This window comes from Shouchella xiaoxiensis (genome assembly GCF_016907895.1).
GTDB classification, from domain to species: Bacteria; Bacillota; Bacilli; order Bacillales; family Bacillaceae_D; genus Shouchella; species Shouchella xiaoxiensis.
Window position 1 is genome coordinate 1 of the sequence record NZ_JAFBCV010000024.1, and the last position, 14115, is coordinate 14115.

Consider the following 14115-nt stretch of genomic DNA (forward strand, 5'->3'; position numbering starts at 1 on the left):
AACAGAAAAAAGATGACCCCTGTTCAATACAGTGATCATCTTTTAGCTGTAGCTTAGACTTTTTTAAAATGTCCTTTACAAAGGGTACACTTTATTCTTACGCTTTAGCTTTTTTTTGAAGAAATATGAATTGACTTTAGTTATGATCCCTATTATCATGTTAGTATTCACTAACATAAGATAATGACAGAAAGGAGCTATTATGGATCAAAGCAAGTTATCCAGTAGTGACCGCTTATTAGTAGCAGCCATTAACCTAATATCTGAAAAAGGCTACAATGGAGTGACAACTCAAGAGATCGCCAGCGTTGCCAACTTAAGTGAAATGACTTTGTTTCGTCATTTCGGAAATAAACAAAAGCTTCTGGAGTCAGCGTTTGACCGTTACCACTACGCTGAAGAAATGAGAAATCTGTTTAAAAATAAACTAGTATGGGAGCTTGAGAAAGATCTGCTCACAGTCAGCAAGACATACCATGACATTATGAATCGTAACCGCAAGTTAATTCAAATTAGCACAAAGGACGCTTTTCAACTGCCTGGTTTTAAAGAAAAGATTCAGCAACACCCTTTACAGTTATTAGATTTTTTAACAAATTATTTTGAAAAAATGATCGAGAAGGGGAAAATGATTCATTCCGATACGAGAATGACGGCATTCACTTTCATGATGTCTCAGTATGGGGCTTTTGTGAATGATCTTGACCGTGAAACGAATTACCCTGATATTAAATTAAAACCGTTTATTTATGAGAGTGTTCGCATTTTTGCTAGGGCAATGACCCCCTAGCTATTTTCACACTCAATATGTTAGTAAGTACTAACTAACTAAAGGGGCGAATTAACATGACAAAACTCACATTTGATGTTGCGATTATCGGTGGAGGACTAACTGGATTAACTGCTGCGGTTTTTTTAGCAAGAGCAGGCAAGTCTGTCGTTCTTTTTGAAAAAGAAGAGCAATTAGGAGGACTGGCACAAACAACTGAAATGAACGGCGCATTGTTTAATTTAGGTCCACACGCCATGTATGAAGGAGGTGCGGCACTTCGCATTTTGAAAGAAATAGGTTGTGTACCTGAAGGTGGCTATGCCTTAAAGGGTAGTATGATCGGAATTCTTTCTGGTAGTCTGCTTGATGTTTCGGCCGACTTAACGTACGAAGAGTCACAAGAATGGATAAAGGTGATGGCTCACTTAAACAAGATTGATACAGAATCGATTCATCACGTTAGCTTACAAGAGTGGTTAGACACAAACATTCGTTTGCGACGAGTCCGTTTATTGTTTCAAGCAATGTGTCGCCAATGGTCATATTGCAGTAATATGAAGGGCTTGAGTGCTGGTTTTGTTATCAAACAGGGACAACTGGCTAGCCAAGGTGTTTTTTATATTGAGAATGGTTGGCAGACAGTTGTAAATTCTTTGAAGCATGAAGCTGTTAAAGCAGGTGCACGCATCTGCACAGACCTTCAGGTTAAGCAGATTATCGTTAAGGGAGCTGGTGTTGACAGCTTAATAGTGGCTGATGAAACAGAGATTGTAACGAAATCAATTGTTTCTGCCATTGGACCGCAGGAGTTATGTAACTTACTAGCGGATGCAGAAGACATGTCCCTGGGAAAATGGAAGAACGCTTCGTACCCTCTCTATGGTGCATGCCTTGACGTTGCCTTAAAGCAACTGCCTTATCCAGAGCACGTGTTTGCACTTGGACTAGATCAGCCAGTTTATTACTCGAAGCACTCAGGTCCTGTTAAACTAAGCGATAACAACACGCAAGTCCTGCACCTTATGAGGTATAACGACGACAAGAGCATGAGAAATACGCAGAGAGATAAAGAAGAATTACTTCAGCTCCTCGACTTACTACAACCAGGCTGGAATAAAGAAGTGACCGCACTACGATATACAGCTAATGCAATAATTGCACATGATGCCCGCACAATTTCTCACAATGGCGCGGGTCCAGCATTAACCAAGGTTCCAGAGATCGCTGGGCTCTATGTTGCCGGAGACTGGGTTGGCGATGAAGGTAGACTTGCTGATGCGTGTATGGCGAGTGCAAAAGCTGCAGCAGAAAACGTTTTGCGCCATGTTTAAACGTTTTCCAATAAAGGAAACGCACCTTGTTTATTTTTTGGCTGTACTAAACGCACTTGTCATTGGTATTTCATTTCTATTTGTAAAACTAACGCTGAATTATACAACCCCATTAGACTCGTTAATGTATCGATTCTCAGCTGCATTAATCTTATTTCTCCTTGTCTCACCATTCATTATTAAAAGACTAAACTACCGTAATAAGCCCCTCTATAAGTTAGTAATTTTAGCGAGTCTGTATCCGTTAGGCTACTTTATGCTTCAAGCGCTTGGCTTGGAGCATGCTTCTTCTGTAGAAGGAGGTATTATCAATGCTTTTACACCAGTAGTAACAATGATTCTTGCATCTCTATTTATAAAAGAAGAGACTACAGCAAGACAGAAGGAATTCACATATCTATCAGTGTTTGGGATTGTATTTATATTCGTTATGAAAAGTAGCAATGTTGACTTTACTCAGCTACACGGGGTGACGCTCTTGCTGCTAGCTACGGTTTTCTTTGCTGGCTATAGTGTCCTCGGTCGTTCCCTATCTAAACAATTTAGCCCACTGGAAATTAGTTTCTTTATGGTTTCCACAGGATTTGTTATTTCCTTATTCATCTCCATTACTACCAATTCAGCCAAAGGAACACTTCACCAATTAATTATGCCTCTGACTGATGAATCCTTCTACCTGCTCATTTTCTATCTTGGTTTCGTACAGTTAGCAACCGCATTAATGGGAAGTTACATTCTTTCTCGTATGGAAGCTTGGAAAGTAAGTGTTTTTCTCAACGTATCAACTATTTGTTCCATTATTGCCGGGGCTTTAATCCTTAATGAAAAGGTTACGTGGTATCATCTCCTTGGTGCGGCTTTCATTCTTTTTGGTGTATGTGGGTCAATGCTTGTTAACCGGTCTGAAAATAACCGCTCAAAAGTAGTAAAACTGGTAAACAATCATTCTACTGAGAAATAAGAAGGAAAGTAGCTCATCGTTATTGAACCCTATATTGGCTTAGATTATAAGTAACTTGTCAAAATTGAACAGAATCAGGAAGTTGGTGCTTATGAAATACCTTATGATTATGCTTATTTCCATAACCCTTTTAACAGCCTGCATTCGAACAACAACTACCGATGAAACAGAACGATTTCTAATGACTGAGCTGGAACAACAAGACTATGAAGTCATTAATTGGGCTGGTACGGTTACGACGTTCACACTCGATCGACGTTTTCTCTTGAGAGAACCTAATCAGCTCAACTGCGCCTTACAAGATCTACCACTAAATGAATTATAAATAAAGAAGTGACCAGTTACAGAGCAACGGTTAAAGGTCATTACCTCGATGCTGTCTCTAATCAAGCAGATCAGACAAATCTCTTCTTATACGTCGTTGATGGTGAATGGATTGGTGGCTTATCTATCCCAGATATCGATGCGCTAGGTGGTGGCGCCCACTCAATTAATGGGGAAACGTTTGAAGAGGTTCATGATCAACCGGTGTCTGATTGGATCGAAGCGTTTGAAATTGAATTAGATGAGCTGACGGATTTCTGACGTAAACTACCTCCAAAGCGTCTTTATCGACGATAAATGAGGTTTTTTATGAACATGTTTAACACGGCTTTTAATAGAAGTTCTTGAAGAGCTAGTCATTTTCAATAAAGAGGAGGGAAGTAAAGTGATTGACGCACGAGAACCAATAATTGTTGAGTTTCCATTGCGAGGAGAATGGTATGCTCCTAACACGCCAGGAACAAAAATTCCTAGTCATGGGACAAATAAGTTTGGAACAAGGTATGCTTGTGACTTTGTACAAGTGGATTGGGAACGAAAGGGCTGGCCTGCCTATCGCACGAACTTGGCGCACTATCTAGTCCTCGGAGTCGCGATTGACCAATACTATTGTTGGGGGCAAGACGTATTTGCTCCTTGTGATGGTCTCATTGTCGAAGCAGCGGACGGCTATAAAGAACGGGCGCGCACAAAACTGCTTTCAGACTTGTCTAACGCATATAAACATGCTCGTTATTTCGATCCGAATAAAGATGACGTACAATCCGTTGCTGGCAACTACATTATTATGGAATGTAGCGGGAATGTGTATGCTGGTTTCATCCATCTTCAAACAGGGTCAATTCAAGTTTCAGTTGGTCAGCGTGTAAAGAAAGGTGAAGTGATTGGTAGAGTTGGTCATTCAGGTAACTCCTTTGCCCCGCATTTGCACTTTCAACTAATGGATAGTCGTGATCTAGCTACTGCCAACGGATTATCATTTGCTTTTGAACGATATGAGATATTTAAAGATGGTAAGTGGGAAGAAGTGTATCATAGGGTTCCAACGAATAAGGATCGAATAAGATTTCAACATACAGCTGAATGAGCATCTCCAAATCCTGCTTAAATCATGACTCTTTCATATACAGGTAGTTCGTTTAATATAGATCAAAAATCCAAACTACCCGCTTTAGATAAAAACAATTCCTACAAAACAGGGATTGTTTTTTATTAATCTTCTTGATTTTAAGAGTAATTTAAATTACTCTTAAAAGTAACAAAAAGAAAGGGTGATTTAAAATGAAAACGCATTCTATCTTCCCGAGTAGCCATACACTTCACAATTACTTTGACCGTGAGCTTAACCCCATTATTGAAATTCAATCAGGTGATTCAATTGTGTACCAAACGCTTGATTCAGCCTGGGGTGCTGAAAAAAGAACGAGCTTAGGCGCCCAGCGAAAGCGCTGGACGGATGTCGATCAGGCACGTATGGCTTCCTTTTTTGGCCATGCTTTAATTGGTCCAATTGCGATAAAAGACGCTAAGCAAGGAGATATGCTAGAAGTTCAAATAAATGAAATTGTCCCTGGAGCATGGGGATGGGCTGCAGCGGGTGGTTTTCCAAGTGAATGGAACAGACGATTAGGAATTGATCATGACAAAGAAGTGATGCTCGATTTTGAATTAGACCATGCTAAAATGGAGGGACGGAGCCAATTTGGGAACTTTAAACAAAAAGTACGCTTAGCTCCTTTCATGGGAATCATGGGTATGCCGCCAGCAGAGCAGGGGCAGCATAGTACGTTTGTTCCGAGGTCCTCAGGCGGAAATATTGACTGCAAAGAACTACAGGTTGGCTCACGCTTGTTTTTACCTATTTCCGTTGACAATGGGCTATTCTCAATCGGTGATGGCCACGCGATTCAAGGTGATGGAGAAGTGAGTGGTCCAGCGCTAGAATGTCCAATGGAACGTGTGCATATTACGCTTGTTGTTCACAAGGATACCTGCTTATCTTTTCCACGAGCCCTAACGAAGGATGGCATGTTGACGATGGCTTTTCATGAAGATTTAGATGAAGCAATGTGGCTCGCTTTAAACGCGATGATTGACTGGATGATGGGGCGCTACAGCATGTCACGTGCAGAAGCTGCAGTCTGGGCCTCACTAACAGTTGATTTACGCGTAACGCAAATTGTTAATGGTCATAAAGGTGTCCATGCTTTTTTAGCAAATGATGCGATTTATTGATGGGAAAGGAACAGAAAAAATGGAATCGATTCGTTTAAACGTTTCTCTTTTACGCAAGAGAGTGCCTAATCTAACGAAAGAAGCAAAGTCAATTGGCTTAAGACCAGCAACCGTCTCCAATTTGTGTACAGGTAAAATTCCACTTGCTCGTGCTGAGGTGCGAACACTAGTCGCCTTAGCTCAACTAGCCAATTGCCGAGTAGATGAGTTAATTTTGACCGAAGAAAAAGGAATTAAAATTGAAACTGGAATTAAAGTCATAGATTTATTTGCACCGCTGATAAAGAACGGAACAGTTGGTTTACTTGCTCGACCAGGGATGGGGCAGCTTGCTTTATTAGCGGAAGTGTTTTATCGCTTAAAACAGCAGCGCTATCAGACACTATTACTTAATCCTAAAAAAGAAGATGCCGCCTTAATTGACCTCAAAAACGAAGCTAATACAATTACAAAGACTGTCGAAGAAACGCTACAAGCCTTTTCCGAGCATTGCGACGGTCAGGACGTCTTGCTTGTTGTTGACCGAGCACATGTTGTTTCTGGTGAGTTAGAGGCTATGCTATCCGATGAGCGTTCAAAGCAGTGCAAAAGCTTAACGACGTTTTTAGTAGACTTAACGGGAGAGGCTGTTGACGATGAACTACCGTTCGGACCTCTTGACACCATTTGGAAGTTTGATCCAATGTCTGTTGCAAAAAAACAGTATCCAGCAATAGACGTCCTTTTGTCTCTCTCAGAAAACTATCCGTTGGAACAACCAGAAAATCGATTACAACAGGAGGCTCGAAGAACGTTAAGACGCTATAGCGAGCTACAGTCCCTTTATGCCGTACGAGGGTATGAACATCTCCCTGAAAAGGAAAGCAGTGATTTTAATCGGGGGGAACGATTGAAGGCTTACCTGACACAGCCTTTTTACATCGCAGAGCCTTACACTAAACGCCCGGGGCAGTCCGTTCAATCTTTACAATTATTTACCGATGTCCAAGATCTATTAACGGGTCATTTTGATCATATTCCTGCAAATGAACTTACCTATATTGGGCAGATTGTTCGAGATTAAAGAGCTTAAGCAGCTCTTTTTTTGTTTTTCAAAAAATATTTTCTAAACAATTGATCTCTATAGCCAAATAGTAAATATACCGAATTCAATTCAGAAAAACGGTTAAATTCTATAATCAATATAATAATTAAATTAATAAAATCAGTTAATTAAAAAAAATGACGATATGCACGCTTGACAGTTAACTTCATTAGTTATAGGGTTAGTTACATAAGTAATGAACCACGGAGGCTAAAACATGGTTTTTACATTTTCCGATGATCAACCGATTTTCCGTCAAATAACCGTTCGAATTGCTAACGAAATTGTAAAAGGCTCGCTAAAAGAAGGCGATCAAGTGCCTTCAACAAATGAGTTTGCAAAAATGATGCAGATTAATCCTGCAACGGCTGCAAAAGGAATCAATTTACTAGTCGAACAGGAAATTCTATACAAAAAAAGAGGGATTGGTATGTTTGTTGCTGAGGGGGCACGAAAGAAATTATTAATTGAGCGTAAAAATGCTTTTGTTGAGGCTTACCTAGAACCAATGCTCATTGAAGCAAAACAAATTGATTTAAGCAACGAAGAGATTAAACAGCTGATTGATGAAAGGGGAAACGCTAAGTGAAAATTGTAATGGAAAATGTGCGAAAAGAACTGGAAGGACAGACGATTCTTAAAGATGTAAATGTAACTATTGACCAACCAGGTATTTATGCTGTTCTCGGACCAAATGGAGCAGGAAAAACAACGATTATGCACTTATTATCAGGATTAGCAAAATGGAGTTCAGGCAGCGTTACGATTAATGGAGAAAATCCGTTTGATAATCGGGCAATTCTAGATCAAATAAGCTTTATTCAGGAAAGCGATAATTTTAAGCCTACGTTAAAAGTAAATCAATTAATCCAACAAGTTCAGGCCTTTTATCCAAACTTTGATGAAGCTTTTGTTCACCATCTCTTAAAAACATTTCAGCTGCCTTTAACAAAAAAACTAAGTCAGTTATCAAAAGGGATGACATCAGCATTAAACATGAGTATCGGACTTGCAAGCCGTGCACCATTAACCATTTTCGATGAACCATATATCGGAATGGACGCGACTGCGCGTAAACAGCTATATGCTGAAATTATAGAAGATTACGTAAATCATCCTCGCATTATTTTGTTTTCGACGCATTTTATTGAAGAAACAGAAGACATTTTTGAATATGCTTTAATTGTGCAAGAGGGAACGGTCCGTTTGTTCTCAAGTTTAGAAGATTTGGGCGAACGTGCGATAAAAGTAACTGGACCAATTGAAGAGATCCAAACACTAGCGATAGAAGAGCATCAGAAGCTTGCGTACAATGAATTCATGTCAGAAGCACAGTTAAATCTTTACGTTGATGATTCTACATTTGAACCGCCGCGTTCATGTCAAGTCAAGCCACTTCACCTGCAAGAATTTTTTATTGATTATACTGCAAAGAAAGGTCGTGCCTAACATGAAACAAGTTAAATCACTTATCCAAGTCATGCTTCCTGATTTGTTCAAATCGTTTACAACTTTCTGGTTCATCTTGCTCGCGATCCTAATTGCTGGCTATATCATTACGTCCATTTTTGCCGCTACCGACGTATTTTTAACAACATGGCCATTCTTTGTGATTTGGCTTTCAATTACTATCTTTCAGATCGTAAAAACAGATTTTCATTATGCACTAAAAATGGGCGCAACACGGAAACAGTTTGCTTTTGCAAGCATATCGATCCTTTTATTTTTAATTGTTCTAGGTGAAGGGGTTCAGCTCATCTATATCAATGCGCTACCAATCGTTGCTGATACTATTGGACTTCAAGCAGTTAACCTGTTTACTTGGGCTGAATTGTTTCCTGAGCTTTCAGCTGGGATGGTTATTGCTTATGATTTGATAATCGCTTTCTTTTTTGGAACAGTGCTGTTTACAATCGCTTGCATTAAATTTCATTTTGGCAAACTTCCAGTGTTTATATTGTTGGGAGCAATAGGGATTGTCATGCTTATTCCAACGATCAATCAAGCTGTACTTGATCACATAATCAGCTTACACTATGGGGAAAATCTTTTAACAGTATTCTTCTTACTCATTCCTGCAGTGATTGGTTTACTCGTCAGCCAACAAACGCTATTAAAAGCATCGCTTCGATAAAGAAAAGCCTACGCTAGATGATCTAGTGTAGGCTTTCATTAATTAATTAATTAATCAGCAACGCCAAGCGCAATTTTTGCATAACGGGACATTTTATCTTTACTCCAAACCGGGCTCCAGACAATGTTTGTGTCCACCGTCCCAATTTCGCCAAGTTCTTGAAGTTCCCCGAGCGTTTGCTTAATTTCCGATACGATTGTTCCAGCAAGGGGACAACCCATTGACGTTAACGTCATAACCACAACTGTGTTTAGTTCTTCATCAAGCTCAATCTCGTAGACAAGACCGAGGTTGACGATATCAATTCCAAGTTCAGGATCGATGACGTTTTCTAACTGAGCCATCACCCGTTCCTTTGTTTCCAAAATCTCTTGTTCTGTAGGCATAAAACGATCACCTCCGTATACGTATAATCCTAGTATAAACGGAACTCCTTTTGAGAACCCAATAATCTGCTCATCTTAGTCTACTAACGGTCGTTTTATCGTTTGCTGTTTGGCAGGACTCATTTTTTCTAAATGCCGTTTAAAAAGATACATGACCCAAATGTGCATCTTGGCTTGGGTTAATGAGTAAAGCAACCAGGGGAGAGAGGGCTGGAATTCATGAATCGCAATTATACACTCACGCGAATTCGGTATTTGTCTGAACTCCATTCGTCCACGTCCTGGTTCTTTGTTCATTTTCGCAAATACCCCACCTGTAATATAGTACAATGCACGCTTATCATGGCTACGTTCAGGTGAATACGTAAGTTCCAATAGTGGCTTATTCAGTAAGTAAATCGTGCTCTTATTCGTCGGATCTGTATCTGTTGTAAGAAACGGCTTCCCGATTTGCGCCAACCATGCTGTGTAATAAGCACCTGCCCAAGCAGCATTTTTACCTGGAGGCAGGGTAACACGCTGAACAGAGCGGACGTCTGACACAATTGGTTTGATTTGCTTCTTACTCACTTGTGGAGATTCTTGTTTTTGTGCTTTTTCTTGATCTTCTTGCTCAATTGCTAACTTCGCTGCTTCTTTAAACGGGATTGCTCCGTAGCTCAGTTCATCATCCATTTGCTCAGAATTTGCAACCATCGGATGGACGAGGCTTTCAATTAACGGATAGACCATTTCTTTCGGCGTACCTGTTGTTACCGTCACCCATAGGCGAGAAAGATTAACGGACATAAAAGGGACGTTTACAAGCTTTCGTTTTTTACCCATTACTTCAGCTGTATCAATCATAATTTCTTTGTAAGTCATCACTTCAGGCCCACCAATATCAAAGGTTTTACCAGAAACTCGATCATTACCAATACTGCCTTTTAAAGCATACATCACATCATCGAGGGCGACAGGATGTGTTTTTTGCCTTGTCCATTTTGGTAAAAGCATCATTGGTAATCGGCTAACGAGTTTCTTGACAATCGGAAACGAGGAACCTTTGGGACCAACAATTAAGCCCGCTCTTACTGTAGTAACAGGTACACCATAAGCACCAAGAATATCTTCAACTTCTTTCCGACTTTTTAAATGTCTCGATAGCTGTGTTGTATCAGCTGGCATAATGCCACTTAAATAGATGATTTGTTTAACGCCATTTTTCTTAGCTGCTTGAGCAAAATTATCTGCCAAAATAACATCCATGTCTTCAAATTTTGCTTGGGTTAATTTAGCGGACGGCATCATTGAATGAACTAAATAAACTGCATAATCTGCGCCTGCTAAGGCATCTTCTGCATCCGCTAATGAAAACAAGTCTGCGCTGCGCCACGTCACGTTGTCGCTATCTTCTTTTGTTTCAATTGAGCGGGAGAGGGCAATGATATGAGCCTGTTTTTTTAGTTTATTCATTAGATTAGTGCCAATGTAGCCACTTGCTCCACTTAGGGCGATTACCGGTTTCGTTTTATTATCTATTGTCATTTTGGTCACTCCTAGCTAGTATCTTTCGTTTCCAATACCCTTTCCAATCTGTTGCTAACCGTCGATTAATATTGAAAAATAGAGGAGAGCCGCTATACAAAAGAGAATGATAACCAATGCATGTTTATTGGAGTAAGAGAATAGGTCTATTGAATAGAAGATTGTTCAGTTGAAGATAAGAGGGGGGAGAGCTTCCTTTAAAAAATGAATACGCTTTCAAAATCGTTAAAGAAAAGCAGTTATGTAAAAGCATACGTTGAAGGTATCTGTTCTAAATTTATTTGTTGACTGCTTGTGAATCATCCGTTACTATAGAGCTTATGATTTTACTTTATTGCATAAAAGCATAAAAGCACGAAAGTGTTTTGGAGGTTCTCTATGGAAAAAAAACCGGGGTTTATATTTACTGCTATCATTTTTGCAGTAATGATGACGCTCATCATCATTAGCATGTTTGTCTTACAAGTAGCTCCACATATTCCTTTACTTGTTTGTATTGTCATCGTTAGTTTAGCAGGTCTACTGTTAAAAATAAAATGGAAAGAGCTTGAGGAGTCCATGGTGAAAGGAATTGGTCTCGGAACAAAAGCCATTCTCATTTTATCCTTAGTCGGAATTGTCATTGCGGTTTGGATGATGAGTGGTACCGTTCCTACACTATTATTCTACGGCTTGCATCTCATTTCACCAGCGTGGTTTGCGGTAAGTGCGCTGCTTATCTGTATGATCGTTTCTAGCTTTACAGGTAGTTCATTTACAACGGTAGGCTCAATTGGTGTAGCAATGATGGGAATTGGCATCGCACTTGGTGTTAATCCAGCTATTGCTGCTGGAGCTGTTGTCTGTGGTGCTTGTTTTGGTGATAAAATGTCGCCATTATCCGATACGACCAATTTGGCTTCAGGAATTGTCGGCGTGGATTTATTTACGCATATTCGTCACCTAATGTGGACGACCGTTCCGAGCTTTATTCTTACCGCTCTCATTTTCATTTGGATTGGCCGTTCTCAAGTTAGTGAATCATCAAATGATATACCAGCAATGATGACCGCATTAACAGAGTCATTTTCGATTAGCTGGTTAACATTATTATCACCACTTCTGGTGGTGGTTCTCGCTGTGCGTCGTTACCCTACAATCCCCGTGTTAATAGCTGGGATTGGAAGCGGACTACTAACCGTTGCTATTCTGCAAGGAAATATCTCGATGGGAGATTGGTTTACTGTTATACAGGACGGTTTTGTTATCGATACAGGTAATTTAATTGTTAATGACATTGTGAATGGTGGAGGGCTTCAATCGATGATGTGGTCTGTCTCGCTTGTTATTATTGCATTAGCTTTGGGTGGAGCGATTCAGCGAGTTGGCTTTATTGATACGATCTTACAAGGTCTATCTGCAATGCTCTCATCTAGAGGCAACTTAATAGCTGCGACCGCCGCATCTTCTATTGGCGTTAACGCAGTAACAGGTGAACAGTACTTGTCCATCTTGCTTCCGGCAAAAACGTATGAAAAACACTATGATTCTTTAAATGTTCCAAGGAAAAATCTGTCTAGAACGCTTGAAGATGCGGGAACTTTAATAAATCCACTTATTCCGTGGGGCGTCAGTGGGGCATTCTTCGCAAGTGCGTTAGGAGTTTCGGTTATTGAATATGCTCCATTTGCATTCTTTTTGTTTATCTCACCAGTCCTCACCGTCTTATTTGGCTACCTCGGGATTGGAGTTGGAAAGGTAGAAGCGAAGTCATAAAGTAACAAAACAAGCTGACCGGTTTAGGTCAGCTTGTTTTGTCGTTTTAAAACGGATTCGTATTGATTAAGCTTGCATTCTTTATATACATTCTTGGATTTAACTTCAGCTGACCAACGATATACTCAGCTAGATCTTCCGGATGCATGTACTGCTCAATCTTACTTTCATCAACAAGGCCTGTATCTTTGACAAGATCCGTTGCTACCGTACTCGGTGTAAGAGCCGTCACGCGAATGTTGTTACGACGAACTTCTTGAGCCAGTGACTCTGTTAATCCAATGACACCGAACTTAGATGCGCTATAAGCACTTGAACCAGGCGAACCATTTAAACCGCTTGTGGAAGCGACATTAATAATATCCCCTGCATTTTTTTCGATTAATTGAGGAAGGACGGCGCGCGTCACGTAATATGTCCCCATTAAATTAATATCAATCATTTTTTTCCAATCAGCAGGATCCATTTCCATTAAAGGAGCAAACGAACCAATGCCTGCGTTATTAATCAGAATATCAGCAGAACCAAGTTCTCCTTTGATCTGTTCTATTGCTTGGTTTACTTCTTCCGCAGAAGAAACGTCAGCAGCAGCGTAAGCAACATTCACGTCCAAAGCGCTTATTTCAGCTACTGTACGTTTTAATGTTTCTTCAGATCGAGCAAGGATTCCAACGTTAACACCTTCTTTTGCTAAACCTAGTGCAATTGCCTTACCGATTCCTTTTCCTGCTCCTGTTACAATTGCTGTTTTTCCTTTTATTACTTGTGCCATTTCAATAAAACTCCTCTCTACACGTATCTGAATCTAATTATACAGATCCGCTATCTGCTTATCCAATTTTCAGCTTTGATCATTCAATAAGTCAGAAAGGTGTTCATTTTCATTCAATTGTGTCATGATTTAAAAGGAATGTAAGACTAAATAGGACGATGACTAAAACAATCAAGTATACTGGACGTCAATAAAAGAGAAGAGGGGATACGTTTGAAAAGGAGTCTTGCCACGATCTTCGCTTCATGTTTTTTATTATCAGCTTGTCAGTTCTCTGTATCCTGGGGCGAGATAGAAGAGGATGACGCTGTAGCAGAAGAAAACCCTGTTGAACAAGCACAGCAAAATCAATCGAATGAATTAGAAATGCCAGAACTACAAGTAACACCATACGATCAAGAATTAGGTATTACAATCGAGAACAATGAATTCTATCAATTAATTGCAAACATGATTGAGAACAATCCCTCAATTGGAACAGCAAATGATTTTTATATGACCACGGTCCACGTTTTAGAAAATGAGGACAATGAATTTTCAATCTTATTTGTTGCCGTGAACCGAATCGGTGATGCGATTAAAAACATTGACTTTAAATTAGATATTCGCACAACAGATGGAGAAATCATTTTTGATAACATACCGATTAATCTTCCAGAGCAAGTAGCAGGGGTTATACAGCACAACGGAGCTATTCCCGTCTTTGTTCCAGCAACTGCAGAACAAATTGAATCATTTAAAGAAGCATCCGCAGAAAATACAACGATGGAATTATTAGATTTTAGCTTTGACATTGAAGATGAGTCACTCTAAGCAGGCATAGTAAAACAACCA

At 39.9% G+C, this 14115-nt stretch carries 16 protein-coding genes; 13 read left to right on the forward strand and 3 right to left on the reverse strand.

Annotation, left to right across the window (positions count from 1 at the left end; all coding sequences use genetic code 11):
* The first annotated feature begins 202 nt into the window (after nucleotides 1–202).
* The 11 genes from JOC54_RS21745 to JOC54_RS21795 all read left to right on the forward strand — a co-directional run bounded on the left by JOC54_RS21745 (nucleotide 203) and on the right by JOC54_RS21795 (nucleotide 8841).
* Nucleotides 203–790 (forward strand): TetR/AcrR family transcriptional regulator, encoded by a 588-nt coding sequence (locus tag JOC54_RS21745; protein WP_204469167.1) that lies wholly within the window; start codon nucleotides 203–205, stop codon nucleotides 788–790.
* 56 nt (nucleotides 791–846) lie between these two features.
* Nucleotides 847–2103 carry a phytoene desaturase family protein gene (locus JOC54_RS21750; RefSeq protein WP_204469169.1) on the forward strand — a complete coding sequence of 419 codons (1257 nt, stop codon included), beginning with the start codon at nucleotides 847–849 and terminating at the stop codon, nucleotides 2101–2103.
* Nucleotides 2048–3064, forward strand: coding sequence for a DMT family transporter (locus tag JOC54_RS21755; protein WP_239586880.1), 1017 nt, complete (start codon nucleotides 2048–2050; stop codon nucleotides 3062–3064). The genes JOC54_RS21750 and JOC54_RS21755 overlap by 56 nt, the downstream gene beginning before the upstream one ends.
* A gap of 91 nt (nucleotides 3065–3155) precedes the next feature.
* Complete coding sequence (locus tag JOC54_RS21760) at nucleotides 3156–3389, forward strand: hypothetical protein (RefSeq protein ID WP_204469171.1); 234 nt, start codon at nucleotides 3156–3158, stop codon at nucleotides 3387–3389.
* Between the two features lie 8 nt (nucleotides 3390–3397).
* Entirely contained in the window at nucleotides 3398–3649 is a 252-nt protein-coding gene (locus tag JOC54_RS21765; protein ID WP_204469173.1) for a hypothetical protein, read from the forward strand.
* Nucleotides 3650–3773: 124 nt separating this feature from the next.
* Nucleotides 3774–4475, forward strand: a complete 702-nt coding sequence (locus tag JOC54_RS23300) for a M23 family metallopeptidase (protein ID WP_204469175.1) — start codon at nucleotides 3774–3776, stop codon at nucleotides 4473–4475.
* A 194-nt stretch (nucleotides 4476–4669) separates the two neighbouring features.
* Entirely contained in the window at nucleotides 4670–5623 is a 954-nt protein-coding gene (locus JOC54_RS21775; RefSeq protein ID WP_204469177.1) for an acetamidase/formamidase family protein, read from the forward strand.
* Nucleotides 5624–5642: 19 nt separating this feature from the next.
* On the forward strand, nucleotides 5643–6686 hold the full coding sequence (locus JOC54_RS21780) for a P-loop NTPase family protein (protein ID WP_204469179.1): 1044 nt from the start codon (nucleotides 5643–5645) through the stop codon (nucleotides 6684–6686).
* A 238-nt stretch (nucleotides 6687–6924) separates the two neighbouring features.
* The gene (locus JOC54_RS21785) at nucleotides 6925–7296 is read left to right on the forward strand and encodes a GntR family transcriptional regulator (RefSeq protein WP_035441820.1); all 372 of its coding nucleotides are present in this window, start codon (nucleotides 6925–6927) and stop codon (nucleotides 7294–7296) included.
* Entirely contained in the window at nucleotides 7293–8156 is an 864-nt protein-coding gene (locus JOC54_RS21790) for an ATP-binding cassette domain-containing protein (RefSeq protein WP_204469181.1), read from the forward strand. Before JOC54_RS21785 ends, JOC54_RS21790 begins: the two co-directional genes overlap by 4 nt.
* A gap of 1 nt (nucleotide 8157) precedes the next feature.
* Complete coding sequence (locus JOC54_RS21795; protein ID WP_204469183.1) at nucleotides 8158–8841, forward strand: hypothetical protein; 684 nt, start codon at nucleotides 8158–8160, stop codon at nucleotides 8839–8841.
* 50 nt (nucleotides 8842–8891) lie between these two features.
* Here JOC54_RS21795 and JOC54_RS21800 read toward each other — a convergent pair whose 3' ends face one another.
* A complete protein-coding gene (locus JOC54_RS21800) occupies nucleotides 8892–9227 on the reverse strand; it encodes a metal-sulfur cluster assembly factor (RefSeq protein WP_035420682.1) in 336 nt (111 codons plus the stop codon).
* Nucleotides 9228–9302: 75 nt separating this feature from the next.
* The gene (locus JOC54_RS21805) at nucleotides 9303–10754 is read right to left on the reverse strand and encodes an NAD(P)H-binding protein (protein ID WP_204469185.1); all 1452 of its coding nucleotides are present in this window, start codon (nucleotides 10752–10754) and stop codon (nucleotides 9303–9305) included.
* A 378-nt stretch (nucleotides 10755–11132) separates the two neighbouring features.
* Between JOC54_RS21805 and nhaC the strand changes: the two genes are divergently transcribed.
* Nucleotides 11133–12509 carry a Na+/H+ antiporter NhaC gene (nhaC, locus tag JOC54_RS21810; protein ID WP_204469187.1) on the forward strand — a complete coding sequence of 459 codons (1377 nt, stop codon included), beginning with the start codon at nucleotides 11133–11135 and terminating at the stop codon, nucleotides 12507–12509.
* Nucleotides 12510–12555: 46 nt separating this feature from the next.
* Here the strand turns inward: nhaC and JOC54_RS21815 are convergent, their stop codons facing one another.
* Nucleotides 12556–13281, reverse strand: a complete 726-nt coding sequence (locus JOC54_RS21815) for a 3-ketoacyl-ACP reductase (RefSeq protein WP_204469189.1) — start codon at nucleotides 13279–13281, stop codon at nucleotides 12556–12558.
* Between the two features lie 213 nt (nucleotides 13282–13494).
* Between JOC54_RS21815 and JOC54_RS21820 the strand changes: the two genes are divergently transcribed.
* The gene (locus JOC54_RS21820) at nucleotides 13495–14094 is read left to right on the forward strand and encodes a hypothetical protein (protein ID WP_204469191.1); all 600 of its coding nucleotides are present in this window, start codon (nucleotides 13495–13497) and stop codon (nucleotides 14092–14094) included.
* Nucleotides 14095–14115 lie beyond the last annotated feature (21 nt).

Bases quoted from the DNA above. Each gene is read 5' to 3' on its own strand.
- JOC54_RS21745 (WP_204469167.1), top strand. From the start codon at position 203: ATGGATCAAAGCAAGTTATCCAGTAGTGACCGCTTATTAGTAGCAGCC.
- JOC54_RS21750 (WP_204469169.1), top strand. From the start codon at position 847: ATGACAAAACTCACATTTGATGTTGCGATTATCGGTGGAGGACTAACT.
- JOC54_RS21755 (WP_239586880.1), top strand. From the start codon at position 2,048: ATGCGTGTATGGCGAGTGCAAAAGCTGCAGCAGAAAACGTTTTGCGCC.
- JOC54_RS21760 (WP_204469171.1), top strand. From the start codon at position 3,156: ATGAAATACCTTATGATTATGCTTATTTCCATAACCCTTTTAACAGCC.
- JOC54_RS21775 (WP_204469177.1), top strand. From the start codon at position 4,670: ATGAAAACGCATTCTATCTTCCCGAGTAGCCATACACTTCACAATTAC.
- JOC54_RS21780 (WP_204469179.1), top strand. From the start codon at position 5,643: ATGGAATCGATTCGTTTAAACGTTTCTCTTTTACGCAAGAGAGTGCCT.
- JOC54_RS21785 (WP_035441820.1), top strand. From the start codon at position 6,925: ATGGTTTTTACATTTTCCGATGATCAACCGATTTTCCGTCAAATAACC.
- JOC54_RS21795 (WP_204469183.1), top strand. From the start codon at position 8,158: ATGAAACAAGTTAAATCACTTATCCAAGTCATGCTTCCTGATTTGTTC.
- JOC54_RS21800 (WP_035420682.1), bottom strand. From the start codon at position 9,227: ATGCCTACAGAACAAGAGATTTTGGAAACAAAGGAACGGGTGATGGCT.
- JOC54_RS21805 (WP_204469185.1), bottom strand. From the start codon at position 10,754: ATGACAATAGATAATAAAACGAAACCGGTAATCGCCCTAAGTGGAGCA.
- nhaC (WP_204469187.1), top strand. From the start codon at position 11,133: ATGGAAAAAAAACCGGGGTTTATATTTACTGCTATCATTTTTGCAGTA.
- JOC54_RS21815 (WP_204469189.1), bottom strand. From the start codon at position 13,281: ATGGCACAAGTAATAAAAGGAAAAACAGCAATTGTAACAGGAGCAGGA.